The 25974-nt window shown below is 68.0% G+C and carries 23 protein-coding genes; 19 read left to right on the forward strand and 4 right to left on the reverse strand.

Going from position 1 to position 25974, the window contains the following annotated elements:
• Positions 1 to 48: 48 nt before the first annotated feature.
• The 7 genes from HWX03_RS03360 (at position 49) to HWX03_RS03390 (ending at position 6405) form a co-directional block, all read left to right on the forward strand.
• Positions 49 to 2436, forward strand: a complete 2388-nt coding sequence (locus HWX03_RS03360; protein WP_175870238.1) for an MCP four helix bundle domain-containing protein — start codon at positions 49 to 51, stop codon at positions 2434 to 2436.
• 22 nt (positions 2437 to 2458) lie between these two features.
• Positions 2459 to 3187 carry a methyl-accepting chemotaxis protein gene (locus HWX03_RS03365; protein WP_175870239.1) on the forward strand — a complete coding sequence of 243 codons (729 nt, stop codon included), beginning with the start codon at positions 2459 to 2461 and terminating at the stop codon, positions 3185 to 3187.
• Positions 3184 to 3765, forward strand: a complete 582-nt coding sequence (locus tag HWX03_RS03370) for a hypothetical protein (protein WP_175870240.1) — start codon at positions 3184 to 3186, stop codon at positions 3763 to 3765. The genes HWX03_RS03365 and HWX03_RS03370 overlap by 4 nt, the downstream gene beginning before the upstream one ends.
• 22 nt (positions 3766 to 3787) lie before the next feature.
• Complete coding sequence (locus HWX03_RS03375) at positions 3788 to 4747, forward strand: chemotaxis protein CheX (RefSeq protein WP_175870241.1); 960 nt, start codon at positions 3788 to 3790, stop codon at positions 4745 to 4747.
• A gap of 36 nt (positions 4748 to 4783) precedes the next feature.
• The gene (locus tag HWX03_RS03380; protein WP_006486240.1) at positions 4784 to 5149 is read left to right on the forward strand and encodes a response regulator; all 366 of its coding nucleotides are present in this window, start codon (positions 4784 to 4786) and stop codon (positions 5147 to 5149) included.
• A gap of 203 nt (positions 5150 to 5352) precedes the next feature.
• Positions 5353 to 5937 carry a hypothetical protein gene (locus HWX03_RS03385; RefSeq protein WP_175870242.1) on the forward strand — a complete coding sequence of 195 codons (585 nt, stop codon included), beginning with the start codon at positions 5353 to 5355 and terminating at the stop codon, positions 5935 to 5937.
• Between the two features lie 51 nt (positions 5938 to 5988).
• Positions 5989 to 6405 carry a DUF3592 domain-containing protein gene (locus HWX03_RS03390; protein WP_244132567.1) on the forward strand — a complete coding sequence of 139 codons (417 nt, stop codon included), beginning with the start codon at positions 5989 to 5991 and terminating at the stop codon, positions 6403 to 6405.
• 27 nt (positions 6406 to 6432) lie between these two features.
• Here the strand turns inward: HWX03_RS03390 and HWX03_RS03395 are convergent, their stop codons facing one another.
• Entirely contained in the window at positions 6433 to 7311 is an 879-nt protein-coding gene (locus HWX03_RS03395; protein WP_175870512.1) for a LysR family transcriptional regulator, read from the reverse strand.
• A 138-nt stretch (positions 7312 to 7449) separates the two neighbouring features.
• Here HWX03_RS03395 and HWX03_RS03400 point away from each other — a divergent pair, with 138 nt between their 5' ends.
• The gene (locus HWX03_RS03400; protein ID WP_175870244.1) at positions 7450 to 8880 is read left to right on the forward strand and encodes an MFS transporter; all 1431 of its coding nucleotides are present in this window, start codon (positions 7450 to 7452) and stop codon (positions 8878 to 8880) included.
• A gap of 185 nt (positions 8881 to 9065) precedes the next feature.
• Entirely contained in the window at positions 9066 to 9860 is a 795-nt protein-coding gene (locus HWX03_RS03405) for an enoyl-CoA hydratase (RefSeq protein WP_175870245.1), read from the forward strand.
• Positions 9861 to 10094: 234 nt separating this feature from the next.
• Here HWX03_RS03405 and alr read toward each other — a convergent pair whose 3' ends face one another.
• A complete protein-coding gene (alr, locus tag HWX03_RS03410) occupies positions 10095 to 11216 on the reverse strand; it encodes an alanine racemase (protein ID WP_175870246.1) in 1122 nt (373 codons plus the stop codon).
• A gap of 303 nt (positions 11217 to 11519) precedes the next feature.
• On the opposite strand from alr, the gene HWX03_RS03415 reads away from it, so the two are divergent.
• Positions 11520 to 11891, forward strand: a complete 372-nt coding sequence (locus tag HWX03_RS03415; protein WP_175870247.1) for an MAPEG family protein — start codon at positions 11520 to 11522, stop codon at positions 11889 to 11891.
• 30 nt (positions 11892 to 11921) lie between these two features.
• Here the strand turns inward: HWX03_RS03415 and HWX03_RS03420 are convergent, their stop codons facing one another.
• A complete protein-coding gene (locus tag HWX03_RS03420) occupies positions 11922 to 12869 on the reverse strand; it encodes a LysR family transcriptional regulator (RefSeq protein ID WP_175870248.1) in 948 nt (315 codons plus the stop codon).
• A gap of 119 nt (positions 12870 to 12988) precedes the next feature.
• On the opposite strand from HWX03_RS03420, the gene HWX03_RS03425 reads away from it, so the two are divergent.
• The 9 genes from HWX03_RS03425 to HWX03_RS03465 all read left to right on the forward strand — a co-directional run bounded on the left by HWX03_RS03425 (position 12989) and on the right by HWX03_RS03465 (position 24198).
• Positions 12989 to 16528 carry an ABC transporter ATP-binding protein gene (locus HWX03_RS03425; protein ID WP_175870249.1) on the forward strand — a complete coding sequence of 1180 codons (3540 nt, stop codon included), beginning with the start codon at positions 12989 to 12991 and terminating at the stop codon, positions 16526 to 16528.
• A gap of 395 nt (positions 16529 to 16923) precedes the next feature.
• A complete protein-coding gene (glnH, locus tag HWX03_RS03430; RefSeq protein ID WP_175870250.1) occupies positions 16924 to 17676 on the forward strand; it encodes a glutamine ABC transporter substrate-binding protein GlnH in 753 nt (250 codons plus the stop codon).
• 15 nt (positions 17677 to 17691) lie between these two features.
• Positions 17692 to 18399: a glutamine ABC transporter permease GlnP gene (gene glnP / locus HWX03_RS03435; protein WP_175870251.1), complete on the forward strand. Its 708-nt coding sequence runs from the start codon at positions 17692 to 17694 to the stop codon at positions 18397 to 18399.
• Complete coding sequence (glnQ, locus tag HWX03_RS03440; RefSeq protein ID WP_174388472.1) at positions 18396 to 19124, forward strand: glutamine ABC transporter ATP-binding protein GlnQ; 729 nt, start codon at positions 18396 to 18398, stop codon at positions 19122 to 19124. Before glnP ends, glnQ begins: the two co-directional genes overlap by 4 nt.
• Positions 19125 to 19144: 20 nt before the next feature.
• Complete coding sequence (locus HWX03_RS03445; RefSeq protein ID WP_175870252.1) at positions 19145 to 20194, forward strand: C45 family peptidase; 1050 nt, start codon at positions 19145 to 19147, stop codon at positions 20192 to 20194.
• Positions 20195 to 20209: 15 nt separating this feature from the next.
• The gene (locus tag HWX03_RS03450; RefSeq protein ID WP_174430732.1) at positions 20210 to 21544 is read left to right on the forward strand and encodes an aspartate aminotransferase family protein; all 1335 of its coding nucleotides are present in this window, start codon (positions 20210 to 20212) and stop codon (positions 21542 to 21544) included.
• 25 nt (positions 21545 to 21569) lie between these two features.
• On the forward strand, positions 21570 to 22124 hold the full coding sequence (locus HWX03_RS03455; protein WP_175870253.1) for a carboxymuconolactone decarboxylase family protein: 555 nt from the start codon (positions 21570 to 21572) through the stop codon (positions 22122 to 22124).
• A 208-nt stretch (positions 22125 to 22332) separates the two neighbouring features.
• The gene (gene lpxO, locus HWX03_RS03460) at positions 22333 to 23232 is read left to right on the forward strand and encodes a lipid A hydroxylase LpxO (RefSeq protein WP_175870254.1); all 900 of its coding nucleotides are present in this window, start codon (positions 22333 to 22335) and stop codon (positions 23230 to 23232) included.
• A gap of 168 nt (positions 23233 to 23400) precedes the next feature.
• Positions 23401 to 24198 (forward strand): extensin, encoded by a 798-nt coding sequence (locus HWX03_RS03465; protein ID WP_175870255.1) that lies wholly within the window; start codon positions 23401 to 23403, stop codon positions 24196 to 24198.
• A 95-nt stretch (positions 24199 to 24293) separates the two neighbouring features.
• On the opposite strand, the gene ahpF is transcribed toward HWX03_RS03465, so the two are convergent.
• Positions 24294 to 25895 (reverse strand): alkyl hydroperoxide reductase subunit F, encoded by a 1602-nt coding sequence (gene ahpF, locus HWX03_RS03470; protein WP_175870256.1) that lies wholly within the window; start codon positions 25893 to 25895, stop codon positions 24294 to 24296.
• Between the last annotated feature and the right edge of the window lie 79 nt (positions 25896 to 25974).

A 25974-nucleotide genomic window follows, 5' to 3' on the forward strand; every position in this document is an offset into this window, starting at 1 on the left:
ATAGACCAAAGGGCGATCGAAGCCGGATCGCTGCGGGGAGCTGTACTCATGACCATCCGTCATCGCATTACGCTGCTAGTCGTCCTGACGTTCTTCGCGCTGTCCGCGATCGGCATCTATGCCGTGTACCAGACACGCAAGAGCGCATCCGAGGTGCGTCAGGTCACCCAGGGAATCGTGCCGAGTGCGCTCGCGTCGGCGGATCTCGTCGCCGATGTGAAGAACATCCAGATCGCGACGATGACGCTCGTCTACGCGCCCGACGCGAACACCGCCGCGCAGGCGCGCGACGAGCTGAAGGCGAAGCAGGCCGCCCTGCGCGCCGCACTCGACGCGCAGGCGAAATCGGCGGTCGGCCGCGCGCAGGAAGGCCTCGTCGCGCAGGCGAAGGACAGCGCCGCCAATTATTTCGCGGCGATCGACGACACCGTGAAGATGAAGACGGACGGCAAGGCCGAGATGGCGCAGGCCTACCTGTTCGCGAACGTCGCGCAGTATCGCGACGAACTCGAAAGCATCGTCGACACGCTGCGCGTCGAGAAGAACCGCCAGAAGGACGACGCGATCGGCGCGCTGAACGGGATGCTCGCGACCACGGCGACCGCGATCGCGGGCGTCGCCGGCACGGTGATCGTGCTGCTGACCGCGCTCGGCTTCGTGCTGTATCGCCAGATCACGCGCCCGCTGATCGGGATGCAGACGGCGATGAGCGAGATCGCGGCGAGCCAGGATTTCACGCGCCGCGTGCCGGTGGGCCGGATGGACGAAATCGGCCATTCGATCGTCGCGTTCAACGGGATGATCGAGAAGATCCAGGAGAACGCCGCGCAACTGAAGCAGAAGACGGCCGACATCCAGGCGATGCTGCAGAACATGCAGCAGGGCATCCTGACCGTCGTCGACGGCGGCGTCGTGCATGCGGAGTATTCGGCGTACCTCGAAACCATCTTCGAGACCAACGACATCGCCGGCCGCGACCTGATGGCGCTCGTGTTCGACGATTCGACGATCGGCGCCGACGCGCGCTCGCAGGTCGACGCGGCCGTGCATGCGTGCCTCGGCGAAGACAGCATGAACTTCGAGTTCAACGAGCACCTGCTCGTCAATGAAGTCGCGAAGCGGATGCCGGACGGCCGCGAGAAATGGCTCGACCTGAGCTGGTCGGCGATCACCGACGAGACCGACACGGTGGTGCGCCTGATGCTGTGCGTGCGCGACGTGACCGAGATCCGCGAGCTGACCGCGCAGGCCGGCGAGCAGCAGCGGCGCCTCGAGATGATCGGCGAGATCTTGTCGATCAGCCAGGACAAGTTCCACGACTTCGTGCACAGCGCGAAGGGCTTCCTCAGCGAGAACGAGCGGATGATCCGCCAGCACGAGCGCGTCGATCACTCGATCGTCGCGGCGCTGTTCCGCAACATGCACACGATCAAGGGCAATGCGCGCACGTACAGCCTGCAGCATCTGACGAATATCGTTCACGAAGCCGAGCAGGCGTACGAATCGCTGCGGCGCGCGGACAGCGGCCCCGAGTGGAACCGCGACGCGCTGATGGACGACCTGGCGCGCGTGCGCGAAGCCGTCGAGCACTACGCGACGATCAACGCGGTCACGCTCGGCCGCAGCGGCGAGCCGGCGCAGAATGGCGCCGATTTCCTGATGGTCGAGCGCGCGCACATCAGCGAGAGCCTGCGCGTGCTCGACGGCGCCGATCCGGCGAACGCGTCCGACTGGCACGCGGCGCGCGATGCGGTGCGGCGCATGCTGAGCCAGCTTGGCACGCAAGGTATCGGCGAGGCGCTCGGCGGCGTGATCGAGTCGCTGCCGTCGCTCGCGGCCGAGCTCGGCAAGCCGGCGCCCGTCGTGCATATCGACAGCCACGGCCAGCGCGTGCGCAGCGAAATCGTCGCGACGCTGAAGAACGTCTTCATGCACCTGCTGCGCAATGCGATCGACCACGGGATCGAATCGTCGGAAGCGCGGCGCGCGGCCGGCAAGGCGGCGTCCGGCACGATCGACATCGCGGTCGGCGTGGGCGGCGGCGAGCTGTGGTTCGTGCTCGGCGACGACGGCCGCGGGCTCGCGCTCGACCGGATTCGCGGCATCGCACGCGAGCGCGGCTGGATCGATGCCGGCAACGAAGCGGCGCTGTCCGACGAGGATGTCGCCGAGCTGATCTTCCGGCCGGGCTTCTCGACCGCGCAGACGGTGACCGAGGTATCGGGGCGCGGCGTCGGCATGGACGCGGTGCGCAATTTCCTGAAGCGCGACGGCGGCGATATCGCGCTGCGCTTCACCGACGATCGCGTCGGCGCGCCGTATCGCGCGTTCGAGACGATCGTATCGCTGCCGGCGCGCTTCGCGGCGGACGGTGCCGCGCACGGCGCGGGGCACGCGCAGCCGGCGCGCAGCGCGGATATCGACGCAGCGGAGTGACGGCGTGATCGGGCAGGCGTGGATGAGTCAGATCGCCGCCGCGCTGGCGGGCGGCGGGGTCGTCGCGGTGGCGGCGGCGATCGTGTTTCGCGTGACGCGCGGGCGGCTCGTCGCGTCGCTGGAGCGCGACGCGCAAGCGTTGCGCGGTGCGCTCCACGCGGCCGATGGGCGGGCGGAAGAAGCGGCGTCGGCGCATGCGAAAGCAGCCGACGCATGGGCGCAACGCGAGGCGGAGCTCGAGGAAGCGCTGACGCGCGAGGCATCCGCGAACGGCGCGCAGCGCGACGCGTTGCAGGCGCTGTCGGCCGACCGCGCGGCGCTCGCGCAGCACGCGATGAAGATCGCCGACGAAGCCGCGCGCCTGCGCGGGCTCGCCGGCACGTTCGAGCGCTGGCACGAGCAGATGATCTCGCTGACCACGCAGAACCAGGACATGCGCGCGAAGAACCTGGAGCTGTCGGCGATCGTCGCGCACGTGTCGATCGTGTCGCTGAACGCGTCGATCGAGGCTGCGCGTGCAGGCACGGCCGGCCGCGGTTTCTCGATCGTCGCGAGCGAAGTGCGCGGGCTGGCCGCCCGCTCGCAGGAACTGTCGAACAGCTATCGCGACAGCCTGAACCGCAACGATCTCGTGACGGCCGCGACGTTCCAGGACATCCAGGCCGGCGGCAAGATGATCACGGCCGCGCTCGCGACCGTCGAGACGCTGGCCGGGCAACTGCACGCGCGGATCGAAGGAGCGGCCGCGTGATCAGTGCGCAGGCGAGGGCCGGTTTCGAGCGGATCTTCTTCGATGCCGCGCGCACGCGGCTCGCGGCGGGCGGCGCATGCGACATCCGGCCGGTCGCCGGTCACGAACACGATGCGCCGGATCGCGTGCACGCGAAGTCGCGATCGAAGCCGAAGGTGCCCGAGCATGTGGTGGCGCTGACGATCTCGGCGCTGCATTTCCGCCTGCTGCTCGCGCTGCGCTTCAGCGACGACGACGCGACGCGCCGCCATTTCGCGGGCACGACGGCAGGCGCGAGCAACCAGCGGCCGCTGACCGACGCGTTCATGGAAGTCGCGAACCTGTGTTGCGGCGCGATCAACCAGGCGCTGACCGCGCCGTTTCCCGATCTCGGGATGTCGACGCCTTACCTGCTGAGCGGCGCGAGCATCGACTCCATGCACGCGCTCTCGCCCGATTACGTGGCCGCGTACGACCTGACGCTCGGCGACGACGTGCGGGTCGGCGCGATGCTGTGCGTGTGCGCGAACGCACCGGTCGATTTCCATGTGCCGGAAACGGCCACGGTGGACACCGGCGGCGAGCTCGAACTGTTCTGACCGACCATCAGGAATCCATCAGATGACCGAAGACCAACCCGTCAGCAAGGTGCTCGTGCTCGACGACAGCCGCGTGCACGCCGACGCGATCAAGCGCTTCTGCGACGCGCACAACCTGGTCGGCCTGACCGTGCGCCGCAGCCGGCTGCTGAAGGTGCTGCGCTCGAACATCGATCTCGGCGCGATCCTGCTCGCCGAGGATTACGGCGGCTCGCCGGCCGAGAGCGCGATCATCGCGACGCAGATCGACGCGCTGCGGCCCGAGCTCCCGATCATCCTGCGGCGCGAATCGCTCGCGTCGCGCGACGGGTTGCCCGATGCGCTTGCCCGTGTCGCGTGCGCGGCCTACGTCGCCGACGACATGACGCCGCTCGAGCGCGCGATCGACGAATACCTGTTCGGCCGCGACTACCCGAACGCGCTCGTGCGCGGCATCGCGGAGATCACCGAGGCGCGCATCGACAGCCTGTTCCCGGGCATGACGATCGAGCACGACACGCCGTGCATCGTCCGCGACCAGATCATCTTCGGCGAGGTGTTCAGCCTGATCGCGCTCGAAAGCGCGTGGTGCCGCGGCTACATGCTGTTGCAGACGCGCGAACAGCCGCTGCTCGACATGCTCGGCGGCACGCGCGACGGCGGCCGCGCGCCGGATTTCCGCGACGTGAACAGCGTGCTCGGCGAGCTGACCAACCTCGTGTGGGGCGCGTTCAAGAACCGCTATCTCGGCGATGCCGAGGCACTGGCGCGCCATCCGGTGCAGGTGCCGCTCGTCGTCAATCACAAGCAGAAGTTCATCTCGTTCGGCGGTGACTGTCCGCAGCTCTGTTTCAAGTACCGGATGACCGATCCGGCCTCGGGGCGCTCGGTCTGTCTCGACCAGCGTTTCGTGTTCAGCCTGAGCTGGTCGCCGGAGGATTTCCGCGAATTGGTGCAGGACGTCGGGCCGATGGTCGAATCGGGCGAACTCGAACTGTTTTGAATGTTGAAGTCAGCAACGACGAAAGGAGAATACGACATGGCAAAGATTCTGGTGGTCGACGATTCGGGCACGGTGCGCGACGAAGTGGCAGGCTTCCTGCGCAATCACGGGCTCGACGTCGCGACGGCCGTCGACGGCAAGGACGGGCTCGCGAAGCTCAAGGCGACGCCCGGCGTGCGCCTCGTGATCAGCGACGTGAACATGCCGAACATGGACGGCCTGACGATGGTCGAGAAGATTCGCGGCGAGCTGGCGAACACGGCGGTCAACGTCGTGATGCTGACGACCGAAAGCAGCCCGGCGATGAAGGAGCGCGGCAAGGCCGCCGGCGTGAAGGGCTGGATCGTGAAGCCGTTCAAGGGCGATGCGGTGCTCGACGCGCTGAAGAAGCTCGCGGGCTGACGCGCATCGCGCGGTAGCGGGCTCGATCGAGGGCTTGCATTCACCACTGCGGTTCGGGTTGCGCCGCCGCCGCGTGGCCGGTTGCCGGCGCAATTTACAGCGCGCCGCGATGTCCGTATCCTGCCGGGTGCCGAGGGCGGCGTGCCGGTGCGTCATGCACGGCACGCCCGGCATTGACGACATCGGGAACGGAACATCCTCCAATGAAAACCGGAATCGGTCGGGCCGCGCTGCTGCGCGGCGCGTGCGTATCGCTGGTCGCCGCGCTGGCGGGCGGATGCGCGAACACGGGGCAACAGAATGCACAAGCGGCGGCCGCGGGCAGCGGCTCGTCGTACACGTGCAACCCCACGCAGGCCGACGGGCAGGCGTCGGCCGGGCGGGGTGCAAACGGATGCTATTTCGTGCTGCACGATCCCGCCACCCAGCAGGCGCTGCCGAACACGCGCTATGCGTTCGCGCTTTACACCCGCGCGGCCCAGGACAACCCGGAACTCGAAGTCGAAGGCACGACCGACGCGCAGGGGCGTACGGTCTACATGCGTTCCGACGCGCCGATCGATGCGACGCGCATGATACTCGTCCGCATGATCGGCGACGGTCCGACCGGGCGGATGCCGGTGCTGGTCCGTCCGACGGACGGCAAGCGCATCCCGTTCGCGCAGTACAGGGTCACGGGCTGCAACGGGCCGTACGAAGGCGTGACCGACGAAACGGGGCGCGGCGTGATGTACCGCTGCAAGGCGCGCTCGAAGATCGACGTGTCGTTCTATCAATCTCGTCCGTAGCGCGCACCGATGGCATCCGAATCCGGGCGAGCCGCTGCGCCGCACACGGGAATGCTGATCGCGAAGGGCGTCGTTTTTACCCTCGTGGGCACGTGCATGCTGATCGGCGTCGCGCTGTACGCGCAGTCGACGCGTGAGTTCCTGCGAACGTCGGTCGTCGTGCCGGGGCGAGTCGTCAAGTTGAACGCGGGCCCGCATCATCCGGAGATCGCGTTCACGACGCTCGCGGGAGAGCAGGTTGAATATGCGCAAGGCGGGGACGTCAGCGTCGAGAACGGCGCGACGGTCGAGGTGCGCTATGCGCCGGACGCGCCGAGGATGACCGCGCGGATGAACACGTTCGGCGCGATCTGGGGCGGCGTGCTGACTTTCGGCGTGATGGGGTCGGTCTTTTTCATCGTCGGCGTCGGGCAGTTGTGGTCGGGCGTGCGCGTGGGGCGCAGCGGGCGGAACACGGCCGCGCGTTGACGCAGAGGCCCGAAGCCCGGAAGCCGGCTACCGGCCCGCCGCCGCAGTCGCGAACTCATCGACGACCGCTTCGATCACTGCCTGCACGCGCGCGGTCTTGTAGAGATCGGCATGGGCGACGAGCCACACGTCGAAATGATTGCATCGCCGCGCCATGAGCCGCACCAGTTCCGGCTCGGTGTCGGCGCGGAAGCACGGCAGCTCCGCAATGCCGAGCCCTGCCAGCGTGGCCTCCACCAGCATCATCGTCGACGACGTCTGGAACATCACGCGGCCGCGCGACGTCGGTTCGCCGCACAGCGCATCCCACATCGTCGGCACCACCGGCTGCTGGTACATCACCAGGTCGTGTCCGTCGAACGCGCTGCCTGCGACCGGTTCGCCCCGTTCGGCCAGGTAGCCGCGCGATGCGTAGATGCCCGTTTCGAGATGCCCGAGCCGCCTGACGATCAGGTCCGGCGATTCCGGCCGCAACGTGCGAATCGCGAGATCCGCTTCGCGGCGCGTCAGGTTGGTGATTTGCGCCGACGTCACGCACACGACGTCGATGCCGGCATGCCTGCGCCGCAAGCGGGCGATCGCGGGAACGACGAAACGCTTGCCGAGCGAGTCGGTCGTGGCGATGCGCACGGACCCGGCCAGTTGCTCGTCGAGCCCCATCACGCGGCGTTCGATCGTCAGCGACGCCCGCTCCATCGTTTCGGCCGGTTCGAGCAGCGCTTCGCCCGCGGTCGTCAGCACATAGAGGGACGGTGTGCGGAGAAACAGCCGGGCCGACAGTTCGTCCTCGAGTGCGGCGATCCGGCGTCCGACCGTCGCCTGATCGACATTCAGCTGCGCCGCGGCGCCGCGCAGCGTGCCGGTGCGCGCCAAGGCGAGGAAGAAGCGGGCGTTGTCCCAGTTCATGTGGATCGATTGTGTCATCGGGCAAGGCGGCGACGAGCGGGAAGTCATGATGCAGATTTGCATCAGGCAAATGCGAAATTATCACTTTTCCGCATCACGCGCCCGGTCCTAGACTTCCGGCATCTGCATGGAGATGTCATGTCCGATTGCCATTCCGTTTCCGTCCCCGCTTCTCCCGTCGCGCTCGCGGCACCGAGCCGCCCGACGGCGCGCGAGCAGCGCCTGACGCTGGCGCTGGTCGCGATCGGCATGTTCATGGCGGTACTCGATTCGACGATCGTCAACGTCGCGCTGCCGGCGATGCGCACGAGCCTCGGCGCGACGGTCGCGGAACTCGCGTGGATCGTCGACGCTTATACGCTCAGCTTCGCCGCGCTGATCCTCGCCGGCGGCGCGCTGTCCGACCGGTTCGGCGCGAAGCACGTGTATCTCGCCGGGCTGGCGCTGTTCGTCGGCGCATCGGCCGCGTGCGGCGTCGCGTCGTCGGTGGCCATCCTCGTGGTCGCGCGCTTCGCGCAGGGTATGGGCGCCGCGCTCTTTTTGCCCGCGTCGCTCGCGATCGTGCGCAGCACCTTCGACGTGCCGGCCGAGCGGGCGCGGGCGATTGCGGTGTGGGCGGGCATCGCGTCGGTCGCGGTCGCCGTGGGGCCGGTGCTGGGTGGGATCCTGGTCGACGATTTCGGCTGGCGCAGCGCGTTCCTGATCAACCTGCCGACCGGTGCGGTCGCCTTTGCCGGCGCGGCGGCGCTCGTTCGGGCCTCGGCCGCGCGGGATGTGCGCCAGTTCGACTGGGCCGGCCAGTGCGTCGGGGCGACGGCGCTCGGTGCGCTGTGTTTCGCAGTGGTCGAATTGCCGACGCGCGGCGTCGGCGCCACGGAGGTTTGGTGCGCGCTGCTGATCGCCGCGCTCGCCGCCGCCGTGCTGGTCGTCGTCGAGCGGCGTGCCCGCCATCCGATGGTGCCGCTCGCGTGGTTTCGCAATCGCGTGTTCGTCGCGATGAACCTGATGGGCAGCCTCGTCTATGTCGGCTACTTCGGGCTGCTGTTCGTGCTGAGCCTGTACCTGCACGGACGCTTCGGCATGAGCGCGCGGCAGATCGGGCTGACGCTGTTGCCGTTCGCGCTGAGTCTGTCGCTCGGCAACCTGCTGTCGGGAAAACTGCATGGCCGGGTTCGCCCGGTCAGGCTGATGGCGAACGGCCTCGCGATGGCCGCGCTGGCCATTCCGGCGATCGCGATTGCGCTCGCGCTGCATGCGCCGTGGCCGGTGGTCTGGATGGCCATGGCCGCATTCGGCACCGGGACCGCGCTGTCGGTGGCGCCGATGATCGCGACGGTGCTCGAACAGGTGCCTGCCGACGCGGCGGGCGTGGCGTCCGGGTTCCTCAACGCGGCACGGCAGGCCGGCAGCCTGCTCGGCGTGGCCGTCGCAGGCGCCGCGACGATACTGTTGCCGGATCTGACCGACGCGCTATGGGCGGTCGCGGCGCTCGGGTGTGTCGCCTATGCAATTGCCGCGCTGGCTGCGCGGACGGCAGGCCGCGCGGAAGCTGCACGACGGCGCCGTTGACGCGCGACCGGCAGGGTCGTTGCGCAGTGGCCGGCAGGCCGCCGCGCATGCGCGTGCGGCAGCGCGGCTGGACGCGGTGCGGAATGTGGAGGACCATTTCGTGAACGATGCCGCGAACGGACGGACACGCGTTTCATCCGTTCGCGCCGCATCGAATCCTGCCGAACCCCGTCGAGCGGAACACCATGGAACCCATTCAACAGACAGCCGAGCCGATCCTGTTGCGCGACGCGCACGACGGCGTCGTCACGCTGCGCCTGAATCGCCCGCAGCAGTTCAACGCGTTGTCCGAAGCGATGCTGTCGGCCCTGCACGATGCATTCGATACGCTGGCTGCCGATCCGCACGTGCGCTGCGTCGTGCTGGCCGCCGAAGGCAAGGCGTTCTGCGCCGGCCACGACTTGCGGCAGATGCGCAGCAAGCCCGAACTCGACTACTACCGCACGCTGTTCGCGCAGTGCAGCCGCGTGATGCTCGCGATGCGCGCATTGCCGGTGCCGGTGATCGCGCGCGTGCACGGCATCGCGACGGCGGCCGGCTGCCAGCTCGTCGCCGCGTGCGACCTCGCGATCGCGGCCGATACCGCGCGCTTCGCGGTGTCGGGCATCAACGTCGGGCTGTTCTGCTCGACGCCGGCCGTCGCGCTGAGCCGCAACGTCGCGGCCAAGCGCGCGTTCGACATGCTGATGACCGGGCGCTTCGTCGATGCGGCGACGGCCGCCGCGTGGGGGCTCGTCAACGAAGCCGTGCCCGCGGACGCGCTCGATGCGGCCGTCGCGCGCAAGGTCGCGGAGATCGTCGCGAAGAGCCCGGCCGCGGTGCGGTATGGCAAGCAGATGTTCTATCGTCAGCGCGAGTTGCCGCTCGACGAAGCCTATGCGTATGCGGGCGACGTGATGGCGCGCAACATGATGGAAGAGGATGCGGGCGAGGGCATCGACGCGTTCCTCGAGAAGCGGAAGCCGACGTGGCGTTCGTGATGCGGTGACGGAGGCGGGCGGGGAGCGCGTCGGAGCCCGTCGTTGCGCAACGATGTACCGTGTCGGCGTCGGCGCGCGTTGGCGGTTCTTCGCCGCCAAGCAAACGGTTCATCAGCCCGCGGCTGCCTAGGCTTCAACCGTCCAACTTCGCGGGGTCAGTTCACCGAGGCGGCCCGCCGGTACGTAGCACGGCATGCGCGGCGACGCGGTCACGCATTGCCGCATCGCCGCCGCTCAGCGTCCGTAGCTGCCGGTCCGCAGCGCCGGCTGCACGGTCGACGCGCCGGGCGGCACGATTGCCACCGGCACGCGGCGCGCGAGCGCGCACATCAGCTCGTAGCCGATCGTGCCGCTGGCTTCCGCGACATCGTCCACTTTCACCTGGTCGCCCCACAGCTCGACGCTCGCGCCGATGCCCGCGTTCGGGCACGGCGTCAGGTCGACGGTCAGCATGTCCATCGACACGCGGCCGACGACGCGCGTCATCACGCCGTCCACCGCGATCGGCGTGCCGGTCGGCGCGTGGCGCGGATAGCCGTCCGCGTAGCCGCACGCGACGACGCCGATCCGCATCGGCCGGTCGGCGGTGAAGCGGCGGCCGTAGCCGACGGTCTCTTCCGGCGATAGCGTCTGCACGCCGATGATCTTGCTCGTCAGCGTCATCGCGGCCATCAGCGGCGTGTCGGCGATATGGCGCGACGCGCCCGTCGGCGAAGCGCCGTACAGGATCGTGCCGGGCCGCACCCAGTCGCGGTGCGCGCGCGGATGCCACAGCACGGCTGCCGAATTCGATACCGAGCGCTCGCCCGGAATCCCGGCCGTGGTCGCGTCGAACTGTTCGAGCTGCCAGTCGACTTCCCCTTCGTCGGCGTTCGCGAAATGCATCATCAGCGTGATCTTGCCGATCGACGGCGCACTCGCCGCGCGTTCCCACGCGGCGCGGAACGCGGCCGGCCGATAGCCGAGCCGGTTCATGCCGGAATTCATCTTGAGCTGGATGTCGATCGGCTGCTGCGGCTTCGCGGCGATCAGCAGGTCGAGCTGTTCGTCGCAGTGCACGGCGACCGTCAGCCGATGGCGATCGGCCAGCTCGACGTCGGCCGGCTCGAAGATCCCTTCGAGCAGCAGCACGGGCTTGTCCCAGCCGAGTTCGCGCACGCGCACGGCTTCGTCGAGGTCGAGCAGCGCGATGCCGTCGGCGGCCGCGAGGCCGGGGTAGATCCGTTCGATGCCGTGACCGTACGCGTTGGCCTTGATCACGGCCCACACGCGCGATTGCGCGGCGGTGCGGCGGATGAAGTCGAGGTTGTGGCGGACGGCGTCGGGGCGGATATGGGCGACGATGGGACGGGGCATGGCAAGGGCTCGGGTCGGATGTCGTTCGGCGCACGGCGGCGCGGAGGGAAACGGCGGGCTTGGTGCGGTCGCGCGCCAAGCCAGTGTCGAGCGCTATCTTATTGGTGTTCGACCAGTTTTAATTAACGTATTTGTCGACGATTTGGTGGAAATTTTGGCGTCGTTGCGGGCCGGGCGCCGTCACCCGCGGCCTGCTCGGCCGAGCCTCCCGTCTAGAAAACCGGTGCGCGAACAGCACGGCGCAATGCTAAGCTCTCGGCGATCTTGTCATTGATCAATGTAATCATAATGGAGGAGACTTTGATGACGACGTCCCAGCTGTGCCTGTTCATCGTGGCGCTGTTGCCGTTCCCGATGACGTTTCTCGCCAAGGCCCGCAAGGGTTACGACAACCGTACGCCGCGCGCGTACCTGGCGAAGCTCGAAGGCTGGCGCGCCCGCGCCCAGGCCGCGCATCAGAATGCGTGGGAAGCACTCGCGCTGTTCACGGCCGCGCTGGTGGTGGCATGGCACAACGGCGCGAACGTGCATCGCGTCGACCAGCTCGCGATCGCGTTCGTCGCGATCCGCATCGTCTATGCGCTGATGTACCTGCTGAACTGGGCGTCGCTGCGTTCGCTCGTGTGGTTCGGCGGAATGGCGTGCGTCGTCGCGCTGTTCTTCGCGGCTCCGTAAGGGGCCGACAGGCAACGCGAGGCCGGCCCGTCAGGCGCCGCCCGCGCCTCGTGCGTGACTGTCGTTGGATGCGGGCGCAACCATTTTAGAAACGAACGGCGGCGCGTCCGCTTCGCTGCGCAGGAATGCGATCAACGGATCGAGCAGCCGGTGCCGCGTCGACGGATGGCGGCGCAGCACGAAGCGCCATGACGCATCGCGTGAGAGGCCCGGCACCAGCGGCACCAGGCGCCCGCTGCGCAGTTCGGGCTCGATCAGCGGCACGCGGCCGAGCGCGATACCCGCACCGCCGACGGCCGCGCCGATCACCTGGCTGAAACTGCTGTAACGGACGATCTTCGTGTCGAAGTCGCCCGGCAGGCCGAATTCCGACGCCCAGTTGCGCCAGTCGATCTCGGGGCTGTCCTCGTGCATCTCCTGCAGCAGCCGCGAGCGGCATACGTACCCCGATGCGTACGGAAACAACTCGGGACTGCAGACCGGAAACACGGTTTCCCGCATCAGCACGTCGTCGTCGGCCCGCAGCCGGCGCGACGGTACGTGCACGATCGCCAGGTCGATGCCGCTGCGCGCGAAATCCGGCTCGTCGTCGAGAACGACCGCATGCAGCGGCGTGTCGGGATGAAGCGACGAGAATTCCGCAAGCCGGCGCGCGAGCCACATCGACGAAAACGGCGCGTTGGCGGATACGGTGAGCCGTTGTGCGGTGCCGCGAATCTCGGCGCACGCGTCGGTGAGACGCGACAGCGCATCGCTGACGGCCGGCAGCAGGCGCGCACCGGCCGGCGTGACGCTGATGCCGCCGAGCCCCGTGCTGCGTTCGAGCAGCCGTGCGCCGAGCGATTCCTCGAGCGAACGGATCTGGTGGCTGACCGCGCTGGTCGATACGTTCAGCTCGACCGCCGCGCGCGCGAACCCGCCGAGGCGGACGGCCGCCTCGAAAGCACGCAGTGCGCTGAGGGGAGGGAGGTGCGACATGCGGGGTATTGTAGTTGACTCAACACCCGTTGAAAAATCATCTTTTGCCGCGCGCGGGCGGCGCGGGTAGCCTCGATCCGGTCAAGAAAAACGCAACGAAACACCGACTGGAGGGCTGCATGTATTTCGACCGACGACTATGGGCAATGATGGCGGGACTGCGCTGGCGGGTGGCGGCGGCCGTCGCGCTCGGGCTGCTCGCGATGGGTGTCGGCATCCTCCGCTTCGTATTTCTCGGCCGCGTGCTGGCGCTGGTGTTTTCCGGCGCGCCGGCGCGCAATATCGGCGAGGCCGTTGCTGCAACGGCGGCTTGCGTGCTGCTGCGTGCATGGCTCGATCATCGCCGCACGGTGCTCGCGCAGCATACGGCGGGCCGCGTGCAGGCGACGCTGCGCGCGCGGCTGTTCGACCGGATCGCCGCGCTCGGCCCCGCCTGGTTCAGCGGCGAACGCACGGGCGGCGTGATGCTGGCCGTCGTCGACGGCGTCGAGCAGTTGCAGACCTTCTTCGGCGTCTACCTGCCGCAGCTCGTGATCGCTGCGTGCGCGCCGCTCATGATCTTCGCGGTGCTCGCATGGTGGGACGTGCCGACGGCCGCGATCCTGCTGGTCGCGGCGCTCGTCACGCTCGCGCTGCCGCAGCTCGTGCATCGCGCCGACAAACGCGCGGCGCTCGCACGGTCGGCCGCATTCAAGGCGTTCGGCGAGGAGTTTCTCGATGCGGTGCAGGGCCTGCCGACGCTGAAGGCGTTCGGGCAGAGCACCGCGTTCGGCGCAAAGCTGGCCGCGAAGGCGCGCGCGCTGTCGGACAGTACGTTCTGGGTGCTCGCGCTCGGCCTGCTGACGCGGCTCTTCACGGATCTCGGTACCGGCCTCGGCGCGGCCGCGGCGATCGCGGTGGGCGCGTGGCGTGTGCGGCACGGCGACATGAGCCTTGAAGCGCTGCTGATCGTGCTGATGGCCGGCAGCGAGATCTTCCGGCCGCTGCGCGACCTGCGCGCGGTGCTGCATCAGGGGATGATCGGCCAGTCGGCGGCGAATGCGATCCATGCGCTGCTCGACGCGGGCAGCCCTGCACCTTCCGTCGACGCGCCGCGCGTAGCGGGCCTGCGGCCGGAGATCGCGTTCGATCACGTCAGCTTCGCGTATCCGGGGCGCCGCGCGGATGCCCATGCGGCGCTGAGTTTCACGGTGCGCGAGGGCGAGACGGTCGCGATCGTCGGGCCGAGCGGGGCCGGCAAGTCGACCATCGTGCGCCTGCTGCTGCGCCAGCACGACGCGCAGGGCGGTGCGGTCCGGATCGGCGGCCACGACGTGCGGACGCTCGCTGCCGACCAGGTGTGCGGCATGATCGCGGTCGTCGCGCAGGATGCGACGCTGTTCGACGGCAGCGTCGCCGACAACCTGCGGCTCGGCCGCCCGGACGCGAGCGACGCGGACATGATCGCGGCCGCGCGCGCCGCCAACGCGCACGATTTCATCTCGGCGCTGCCCGACGGCTACGCGACGCGCATCGGCGAACGCGGGCTCATGCTGTCGGGCGGCCAGCGCCAGCGCCTCGCGATTGCCCGCGCGCTGCTGCGCGATGCGCCGATCCTGTTGCTCGACGAGGCGCTGTCGTCGGTCGATGCGGAAAACGAAGCGCTGATCCAGCAGGCGCTCGACCGGCTCACGCGCGGACGGACGACGCTCGTGCTCGCGCACCGGCTGTCCAGCGTGATCGGCGCCGATCGCATCCTGGTGCTCGACCAGGGGCAGGTGGTCGACGAAGGGACGCACGCGGCGCTGATCGCGCGCGACGGCCCGTATCGTCGCCTGATGGGGCCGCAACTGGAAGCGGTCGCCGAATCCGTCGGTGCGACGGCGGCGGCCGGTGCGACCGCGCGCGCGTCGTCGGGCCCGCAGGTGCGGCCGCTGAACGACGACGCGGCGACGATCGGCTGGCCGGAAACGTTGCAGACGCTGCTGCGCTTCGTGCGTCCGTGGAAAGGCAAGGTCGTATTGACCGTGCTGTTCGGGATCGGCCGCGTGCTCGCGTTCATCGGCGTCGGCGTGATCGGCGCGCTGGTGGTCGGCGCGGTGCCGACGGGGCATGTCGGCACCGGGCTCGTGGCCGCGCTGCTCGTGATCGCGCCGGTCGCGGCCGTGCTGCACTGGCTCGAATCGTGGCTCGCGCACGACATGGCGTACCGGCTGCTCGCGGAAATGCGCATCGCGTTGTTCGCGACGCTCGAACGGCTCGCGCCGGCCGGGCTGCTGCGCCGCCGTTCCGGCGATCTCGTGTCGCTCGCGACGCAGGACGTCGAGACCGTCGAATATTTCTACGCGCATACGCTGGCGCCGGCATTCGTCGCGGTGCTCGTGCCGGCCGGCGTGCTGGTGTTGCTCGCGTCGGTCGCATGGCCGCTCGCGCTCGTGCTGCTGCCGTTCCTGCTGTGGGCGGGGCTTGCGCCCGTGCTGGCCCGGCGCGACGTCGACCGGCTCGGCACCGGCGCGCGCGAAGCGCTCGGCCAGCTCGGTGCGCACCTGACCGAAACGATCCAGGGGCTCGCGGAACTGACCGCGTTCCAGGCGATCGCGCGCCGGCGCGCAGCGTTCGTGGCCGAGGTCGATGCGTACCGCCAGCAGCGTGCGAAGCTGCTCGACGACCTGTCGACGCAAAGCGCCGCGCTGGAAGTCGCGAGCGGGCTCGGCGGGCTGGCCGTCGCGGCGCTCGGCGCGTGGTTGTGCGCGCATGGCTGGTTTCCGCGCGAGTCGTTGCCGCTGCTGGTGCTGGTCGCGGTGGCCGCGTTCATGCCGGTGGCCGAAATCGGCCAGGTCGCGCGCCAGCTTGCCGACACGATCGCATCGACGCGCCGCTTGCGCGCGCTGGAGAAGGAACCCGTGACGGTGACGGACGGCGCGCACGCGATGCCGGGCAATCCGGCGGTGCGGTTCGAGGCGGCATCGTTCACGTATCCGGGGCGCAGCGTGCCCGCGATCGACCGCGTGAGCTTCGAGGTGCCGCCCGGCAGCACGGTTGCGCTGGTCGGCGCATCGGGCGCCGGCAAGTCGACCGTCGCGAGCCTGCTGCTGCGCTTCTGGGATCCGCAGCAGGGTCGCGTGACGCTCGGCGGCGTCGACCTGCGCGACCTGCGGCTCGACGATTTGCGGCAGCACATCGCGCTCGTTGCGCAGGATACCTACCTGTTCAACGACACGCTCGAAGCGAACATCCGGCTCGCGGCGAACGACGCATCCGATGCGGACGTGCAGCGCGCGATCGACCACGCGGCGCTCGGCGACTTCGTCGCGCGGTTGCCGGACGGGCTCGCGACGCGCGTCGGCGAGCGCGGCGTGCAGTTGTCGGGCGGCCAGCGCCAGCGTGTGGCGATCGCGCGCGCATTCCTGAAGGATGCGCCGGTGCTGATCCTCGACGAGGCGACGTCGCACCTGGACACGATCAGCGAGCAGCAGATCCGCGCGGCGCTGGAGGACCTGATGACGCAGCGCACGTCGATCATCATCGCGCACCGCCTGTCGACCGTGCGCAATGCCGACCTGATCCTCGTGATCGAGCAGGGCGCGGTGATCGAGGCCGGGCGTCACGCGGCGCTGATGGCGCGGCAGGGCGCGTATGCGCGGCTCGTGTCGCATCAGGCGAGTGGGGTTGCGGCATGAGCGACGCGGCGGCGGCGCGTCGCCCGTTGGCAATCTCCGAAGCGTCCCGCACCCTGCGTTGAGCCGAGCCGGCGGTTGCCGGCTTTGCGCGCATGGCCCTCCCGGCACGGCGCGCGATCTTCTGTCCCCATGCCGCCATCCCCCGGCGCGCCACGATCCGGCGGGGCGTTTTGCTCCGCCATTCTCCCGCTTTCCTCCGATCTATCCGCGCCGCGCGGCCCGAATTTGTCTCGACGCATTTATCTGTTGCGGACTTTTTTGGCGTCGTAGTATCGCCATTGACAACACTTGTTGCACTACGGTCTAATTCAACATCGCATGTTGCGGTGCGGCTTGATGTCGTCGTTCCCCGGCCAGCCGGCCGGTTACATCGCTCAACCATGCGGAGAAAAGTCATGAGTCGCCGTTCCTTCCTGAAAGCCGTCGCGGTTGCTGCCGCGCTCGGCGCCAGCATCGCGCACGCGGACACCAAGACGCTCGTCGTCGGGACCGATACGTCGTTCATGCCGTTCGAGTTCAAGCAGGGCGACAAGTACGTCGGCTTCGATCTCGACCTGTGGGCCGAGATCGCGAAGGACCAGGGCTGGAAATACACGATCCAGCCGATGGATTTCGCGGGCCTGATCCCGGCGCTGCAGACGCAGAACATCGACGTCGCGCTGTCGGGGATGACCATCAAGGAAGAGCGCAAGAAGGCGATCGACTTCTCCGCGCCGTACTACGACAGCGGGCTCGCCGCGATGGTGCAGGCCGACAATACCTCGATCAAGTCGATCGACGACCTGAACGGCAAGGTGATCGCCGCGAAGACGGGCACCGCGACGATCGACTGGATCAAGACGCACCTGAAGCCGAAGGAAGTCCGCCAGTTCCCGAACATCGACCAGGCATATCTCGCGCTCGAGGCCGGCCGCGTCGACGCGGCGATGCACGACACGCCGAACGTGCTGTTCTTCGTGAACAACGAAGGCAAGGGCAAGGTGAAGGTCGCGGGCCAGCCGGTCAGCGGCGACAAGTACGGGATCGGCTTCCCGAAGGGCAGCGCGCTCGTGCCGAAGGTCAACGCGTCGCTCGTGAAGATCAAGACCGACGGCCGCTACGCACAGATCTACAAGAAGTGGTTCGGCGCCGAGCCGCCGAAGATGTGAGCGTGACGGTGCATCATGGCGCGGCCGAGTGGCCGCGCCGGTCTTGAATCGAACGGGGAGCGACAAGTGAATTTCGATTGGTCGGCGATCTGGGCGGCGTTGCCGGACCTGATGGACGGGGTCCGGTTGACGGTGTTCATCGCATTACTGGGGCTGGTGGGCGGTTTCATCGTCGGGATGATCGCGGGCATGTTCCGCGCATACGGACCGAAGGCGATGAACGTGCTCGCCCAGGTCTACATTGAGCTGATCCGCGGCACGCCGATCGTCGTGCAGGTGATGTTCCTGTATTTCGCGCTGCCGCTGCTCGCGCATATCCGCATCGACGGCCTGACGGCCGCGATCATCGCGATCACGGTGAATTCCGGCGCGTATCTCGCGGAAGTGGTGCGCGGCGCGCTGCTGTCGATCCCGAAGGGGCTGACGGAAGCGGGGCTCGCGATGGGGCTGTCGATGCCGCGCGTGCTGCTGAAGATCGTCGGGCCGCTCGCGTTCCGGCGGCTGATTCCGCCGCTCGGCAACCAGTGCATCGTGAGCCTGAAGGACACGTCGCTATTCATCGTGATCGGCGTGGGCGAGCTGACGCGCAAGGGGCAGGAAATCATCGCGGGCAATTTCCAGGCGGTCGAGATCTGGAGTGCGGTGGCCGTCATCTACCTGATACTGACCGGCGCGATGACGCTGACGCTGCGGATCGTCGAAAAGCGGATGAAAATCTTATGAGCATGATCGAATTCCAGAACGTGTCGAAGAGCTTCGGCCATGTACCGGTGCTGAAGAACATCGACCTGAAGATCGACGCGGGCGAGGTGGTCGTCGTGGTCGGCCCGTCGGGCTCGGGCAAATCGACGATGCTGCGCTGTATCAACGCGCTCGAGAAAATCACCGGCGGCGAACTGCTGGTCGACGGCCAGAGCGTGCGCGGCAACGCGACGACGATCCGCAACATCCGGCTCGAAGCCGGCATGGTGTTCCAGCAGTTCAACCTGTTCCCGCAGATGACTGCGCTCGAGAACGTGATGTTCGGGCCGATGCAGGTGCGCGGCGCGTCGCGCGCCGACGCGCGTGACCAGGCGATGGCGCTGCTCGACAAGGTCGGCCTCGAATCGCGCGCGAATCATTACCCGTCGGAGCTGTCGGGCGGCCAGCAGCAGCGCGTCGCGATCGCGCGGGCGCTCGCGATCCGGCCGCGGCTGATGCTGTTCGACGAGCCGACGTCGGCGCTCGATCCGGAGCTGCGCCACGAAGTGCTGAAAGTGATGCAGGATCTCGCGACCGAAGGGATGACGATGATCGTCGTCACGCACGAGATCGGCTTCGCGAAGCGGGTCGGCACGCGGCTGCTGTTCATGGATCAGGGCGGCATCGCCGAGGACGGCCATCCGGTCGAGCTGATCGACCGGCCGCCGACGCCGCGCCTGAAGGAATTCCTGAAACACGTGTCCTGAACGAAACCGAAACATCCGACATGCCGCTTTCCCTTTCTCCCGTCATCGCCGGCACGCCGTTCGACATCGGCGTGCGCCTCGGCGAGCTTGCCCGCCCCGTGTTCGATACGTACATGCAGCAGAGCAGCGCATGGCAGGCCGTGCGCCGCTGGCGCGGCCATCCGTTCGTCGATGCGCTGCGGCAGGCCGCGCTGGCCGCGTACCCCGACCTCGTCGCGGAACTGGACGGGATCGCGGCGGGTGTCGGCTGGCCGGCCGAGGACATTTTTCTGTGGAACTGCCGCGGCGAGCTGATCCATAACGCGCCGGACGGCTGCACGACGCTCGCCACGCGCGGCGCGAACGGCACGCGCTGGATCGCGCACAACGAGGACGGCGATCCGTACCTGCGCGAACGCTGCCTGCTCGTCGACGTACAGCCGACGGGCAAGCCGGGCTTCATCAGCTTCTATTACCCGGGCTCGCTGCCGGGGCATACGTTCGCCGCGAACCGCGCGGGCATCGCGCAGGCGATCAACAACCTGCGGATCCGCACGCCGGGGCCGGGCGTGCCGCGCATGATCCTCGCCCGCGCCGTGCTCGATGCGACGTCGCTCGATGCGGCCACCGACGTGCTGCGCACGCATGCGCGCGCGAGCGGCTTTCACCATACGCTCGGCGCGACCGGCGACACGCGAGTGCTGAGCATCGAGGCGAGCGTCGCGCGTTGTTCGGTCGTCGACGTCACGCGGCTTGCGGGCCATGCGAATCACCTGGTGCATCCCGGTTGCGACGCGGAAGCGCAGATCGTCACGCAATCGTCAGGCGATCGCCAGCGACGCGTCGATGCGCTCACGCCGGGCATCGACGCGATCGACGAAGCCGCGCTGCTGCGCGTGCTCGGCGATCGTGCGCCGGAAGGACTGCCGATCTATCGCGACGATCCGGCCGACCCCGACGACGAAAACACGCTGGCGACCGCGGTGTTCGCGATTCACGACACCGCGATCGACTTCACCGTCCATCAACATGGCACGCAGCGCTTCGCGACGCGCATTGAGCCGTCCGCGCACGCGCCCCGCGCGTCCTGATCCATGAGGCAACGCATGACGACCGTTTTTCATCGCGCTCCGCGCGCCACTTTGCCCGTCGCCGTCGCAGGCGACGGCATCGAGATCATCGACTCGACTGGCAAACGTTATATCGACGCGTGCGGCGGCGCGGCGGTGTCGTGTCTCGGCCACAGCAACCAGCGCGTGATCGACGCGATCAAGCGGCAGGCGCAGCAGCTGCCGTACGCGCATACGTCGTTCTTCACGACGGAAGTGGCCGAGGAACTGGCCGACCGGCTCGTCGACGCCGCACCGGCCGGCCTCGATCACGTGTATTTCGTGTCGGGCGGCTCCGAGGCGATCGAGGCCGCGCTGAAGCTCGCGCGCCAGTATTTCGTCGAGAAGGGCGAGCCGCAGCGCCGTCATTTCATCGCGCGCCGCCAGAGCTATCACGGCAACACGCTCGGCGCGCTCGCGATCGGCGGCAACGCATGGCGGCGCGAGCCGTTCCTGCCGCTGCTGATCGAAGCGCATCACGTGAGCCCGTGCTATGCGTATCGCGACCAACTGGCGGGCGAAACCGACGAAGCGTATGCGCAGCGCCTGGCTGACGAGCTCGAGCAGAAGATCGTCGAACTCGGCGCGGAAAACGTCGCGGCGTTCGTCGCGGAAACGGTGGTCGGCGCGACGGCCGGCGCGGTGCCTCCGGTGCGTACCTACCTGAAGAAGATTCGCGCGGTGTGCGACAAGTACGGCGTGCTGCTGATCCTCGATGAAATCATGTCGGGGATGGGGCGCACGGGTTACCTGTTCGCATGCGACGAAGACGGCGTCGCGCCCGATCTGCTGACCATCGCGAAAGGGCTCGGCGCGGGCTACCAGCCGATCGGCGCCACGCTCGTCAGCGACCGCATCTATCGCACGATCGTCGACGGCTCGGGCTTCTTCCAGCACGGCCATACCTATCTCGGTCATGCCACGGCCTGCGCGGCCGCGCTCGAAGTGCAGCGCGTGATCGCTGAAGAAAAGCTGCTCGACAACGTGAAGGCGCGCGGCGAGCAACTGCGTGCGTCGCTGCGCGAGCATTACGGTACGCATCCGCATGTCGGCGACGTGCGCGGCCGCGGGCTGTTCGTCGGCGTCGAGCTCGTGCGCGATCGCGACACCAAGGCGACGTTCGATCCCGCGCTGAAGCTGCATGCGGCGGTCAAGCGCGAAGCGATGCAGCGCGGGCTGATGGTGTATCCGATGGGCGGGACGATCGACGGCGTGCACGGCGATCACATCCTGATCGCACCGCCGTTCGTCTGCACCGCGCAACAGATCGACACGATCGTCGAGCGGCTGTCCGGCGCGATCGGCGCGGCGCTCGCGTCGGCCGGCGCGTGAACCCCGATCTCACCGAATCCTCACCATGACAGACAGACTGCCTCCTTTCGATCCCGCATCGGCCACCGACGAACAGAAGGCCGTGCTCGCCGACATCCTCAGCGGCCCGCGCGGCAACCTGAACGGGCCGTTCCTCGGCTGGATCGCGAGCCCCGAACTGGCCCAGCACGCGCAGAAGCTCGGCGCGTTCTGCCGCTACCGCACGGGGCTGCCGCTGCGCCTGTCGGAGCTCGCGATTCTCGTGACGGCCGCGCGCTGGCGCTCGCAGGCCGAGTGGCACATCCATCATCCGATCGCGCTCGATGCCGGCGTGCCGGCCGCGACGGCCGACGCGATCCGGCTTGGCGTCGCGCCCGCATTCGAATCGGACGACGACGCGCTGATCCATGCGTTCGCCACCGAGCTGTACGACACGCGCCGCGTGAGCGATGAGACGTTCGCACGTGCGCAGGCGCGCTTCGGCCACGAGACCGTGGTGAACCTCGTCGCGCTGCTCGGCTATTACGCGCTCGTCGCGATGACGCTCAACACGTTCGGCATGCGCGCAGACGGGCAAACTGATTTGCCGTTTCCGGAATAATCGCCGCCGGCGCGTGCGTCGGCAGCATGCCGCACGCGCGTGCAGATTGCCCGAAAAGCCCGTATACACGGGCTTTTCGGCGTTTTGGCATCGGTCGATCGACACTCGCGCTGTGTCGTCCCGCTGCACATCGCCACCCCCTGCGCGTCAATGCAGGAAATTTCCCCCGTCTCTAGAATTTCATTAAAAGAACTACGGGGGAATATCGATGCGATGGGTCCTGTTGATCGTGTTCATTGCGTGTGTCGTGTACACGCATCGGCGCGGCAAGGTTCGGCACAGGTTGTTCAGGCAACTATCCGACCATTCGACCTTTACCGCACCGCTGAACTGCTTTTCGTATGCGTTCTCGTCGGTGCCGACCACGCCGTTTCTCGACACGGAGCACTTTCCGGAGCTCGCGGTGCTGCAGCGCGAATGGCGCACGTTCCGCAGCGAAGCGCTCGCGTTGCGCGACGCGAGCCGGATCAAGGCGTCGGGCGAGTACAACGACATCGGCTTCAATTCGTTCTTTCGCCACGGCTGGAAGCGTTTCTACCTGAAGTGGTACGACGCGCCGCATCCGTCCGCGCAGGCGTTGTGTCCGCGTTCGGTCGAGATCCTGTCGCGGATTCCGTCGATCAAGGCGGCGATGTTCGCGCAGTTGCCGCCGGGCGGGAAGCTCGGGCTGCATCGCGATCCGTATGCAGGCTCGCTGCGCTACCACCTCGGGCTCGATACGCCGAACGACGACGCGTGCCGGATCGTCGTCGACGGCGAGTCGTATGCATGGCGCGACGGCGCCGCCGTGATGTTCGACGAGACGTACCTGCACTGGGCCGAAAATCGCACCGCGCACGATCGCGTGATCCTGTTCTGCGACATCGGTCGCCCGATGAAATATCGCTGGGCGCAGCGCGTCAACGATGCGTTTGGACAACTGCTGATGCACGCGGCCGCGTCGCCGAATGAAACCGGAGATCGCACGGGCGGGCTCAATCGTGCGTTCAGGTACCTGTATGCGATTCGCCGCGCCGGCAAGCGCCTGAAGGCGTGGAATCGCACCGTGTACTACCTCGTCAAGTGGCTGCTGTTCGGCGGGATCGCGGTCGCGATCTTTTGCATCTGACGGGCGAGGGCGGGCGGTTGCTTCTCGTCTGACGATAGTGCGGCGCGGCATCGCCCGGTGCCGACGGCCCGCCGCCGTCATCAATGCAACCAAATGTATTCATGCGGGATCAACGGAGGTCGGCCGCGTATGATGGCTTGTTCACGTCGATACGATCGGTGAGCAAGCATGACAAGTACCCGTAAAACCATGATGATCGCCGGCGGGCTTCTGGTGGCCGCGGCCGGCACCGCGTACGTGATGCTCCTGCGCGCGGACCACCGTGCGATCGAAGACGCCGGCATCGGCGATTCGGCCGCGCCGGTTGCCGCGGCGCCCGCGGGCAACGATCACGCGGTGCAGGGCGCGATCGCGCCGCCGGCACCAGCCGCCGCGACGGCGCCGAAACAAACGGCTGCCGCGCCGCCTCCCTCCGCACCCACGCCCGCGCCGGCAGCAACCGCGCGCGTCGGCGCCGCGCCTGCGCCGGCTCCCGCGATTCCGGTGGTCAGCGACAAGCCGCAACCGGTAACGAAGCCGGCCGCACCGCCGCCGAAGGTCAATGTCGTGACGGTCGATGCGCAGGATTCGACCCCATCGGCGCCGGCACCGGCCGCCAAACCCGCTCAGTCGGCTGCGCCCGCGCAGGTCACGCAACATACGCAGGTCACGCAACGGGCGCCGCGCAAGCGCGACGGCCTCGACCGCCACGCAGCCGCCGCGCCGCCGGCCGCGACGAAATCCGAAACGCCGGAGACGGCCGCGCTCGTCAGGGAATCGGCGAGGCTCGACCCGTCGTTGCCGCCGCCGTCGATGTCATCGGTATCTTCGATGCCGACGAGCGCCGGTTCGTACCGGCAGGGAAGTGCGTCGTCCGGCGCGAATCCGGTGGCCGCCGCGATGACCGAGCAACTGGTCAGGCAGTCGAGCAGTTTCAAGTCGACGGCGCCTGCGCCGGCAAACGGCGGCCCGACCGCGACCAAGTAATCGCGATCGACCTCGGCATAAAAAGGACCCCGCACGCCGACCAAGGCATGCGGGGCCAAGAGAGACAAACTGTGATGTCGGCAGGCTGACGTGCGTCAGGCGGCGACCGCTTCTTCGGCCTGCGGCTGAGCGCTCGTCGCCGGCGCTGCCACGTCCTGCCGGATCAGGTAGTCGAACGCGCCGAGCGACGCCTTCGCACCTTCGCCGACCGCGATCACGATCTGCTTGAACGGCACCGTCGTCACGTCGCCGGCCGCGAACACGCCCGGCACCGACGTCGCACCACGCGCATCGACGACGATCTCGCCGTGCTTCGACAGTTCGACCGTGCCCTTCAGCCATTCGGTGTTCGGCACGAGGCCGATCTGCACGAACACGCCTTCGAGCTCGATACGCTGCGTGTCGCCCGAGCGCAGATCCTTGTAGACGAGCCCGTTCAGCTTGCTGCCGTCGCCGGTCAGTTCGGTCGTCTGCGCCTGCGTGACGATCGTCACGTTCGGCAGGCTGCGCAGCTTGCGTTGCAGCACTTCGTCCGCGCGCAGTTGCGCGCCGTATTCGATCAGCGTGACTTCCTTCACGATGCCGGCGAGGTCGATCGCGGCCTCGACACCCGAGTTGCCGCCGCCGACCACCGCGACACGCTTGCCCTTGAACAGCGGGCCGTCGCAGTGCGGGCAGTACGCGACCCCGCGGTTGCGGTATTCGCGCTCGCCCGGCACATTGATTTCGCGCCAGCGTGCGCCGGTCGCGAGGACGATCGTCTTCGCCTTCAGCACCGCGCCGTTCGCGAGGCGGATCTGGTGCACGTCGCCCGGAATCAGCGCGTCGGCGCGCTGCACGTCCATGATGTCGACGTCATACTGCTTCACGTGCTGCTCGAGTGCGGTCGCAAACTTCGGCCCTTCGGTTTCCTGCACCGACACGAAGTTCTCGATCGCCATCGTGTCGAGTACCTGGCCGCCGAAACGCTCGGCGACCACGCCCGTCGCGATGCCCTTGCGTGCCGAGTAGATCGCCGCGGCCGCGCCTGCCGGGCCGCCGCCGACGATCAGCGTGTCGAACACCGGCTTGTTCTCGAGCGATTTCGCCGCGCGCTCGCCGGCACCCGTATCGAGCTTCGCGAGGATTTCCTTCACGCTGCTGCGGCCCTGGCCGAACGACGCACCGTTCAGGAACATCGTCGGCACGGCCATGATCTGGCGCGACTCGACTTCATCCTGGAACAGCGCGCCGTCGATCGCGACGTGGCGGATGCGCGGGTTGATCAGCGACATCACGTTCAGCGCCTGCACGACTTCCGGGCAGTTCTGGCACGACAGCGAGAAATACGTTTCGAACGCGTAGTCGCCGTCGAGCGCGCGAATCTGTTCGATCACGTCGTCGTCGAGCTTGATCGGATGGCCGCCCGTCTGCAGCAGCGCGAGCACGAGCGAGGTGAATTCATGGCCCATCGGGATGCCGGCGAAACGGATGCCGGCCGGCTTGCCGGGCTCGCCGATCGAGAACGACGGCTTGCGCTCGGCGTCGTCGCGGCGTTCTGCCACGGTCACCCGATCCGTCAGCGACGCAATCTCGTTCAGCAGCGCATGCAGTTCCTGCGATTTCGCGCTGTCGTCGAGCGAGGCGACGAGTTCGATCGGGCGCGTGATTTTTTCGAGGTACGCTTTCAGTTGGGTCTTGAGATTGGCGTCGAGCATGGCGTTTCGGATTCCGTATTAATGATTATGGTCGGGCACGTCGTGCCGGAGGAGGGCGCGGGCCGCGCGATGCGGCGGC

Origin of the sequence: Burkholderia sp. BCC0397 (assembly GCF_902832865.1) — a bacterium.
Lineage (GTDB): Bacteria > Pseudomonadota > Gammaproteobacteria > Burkholderiales > Burkholderiaceae > Burkholderia.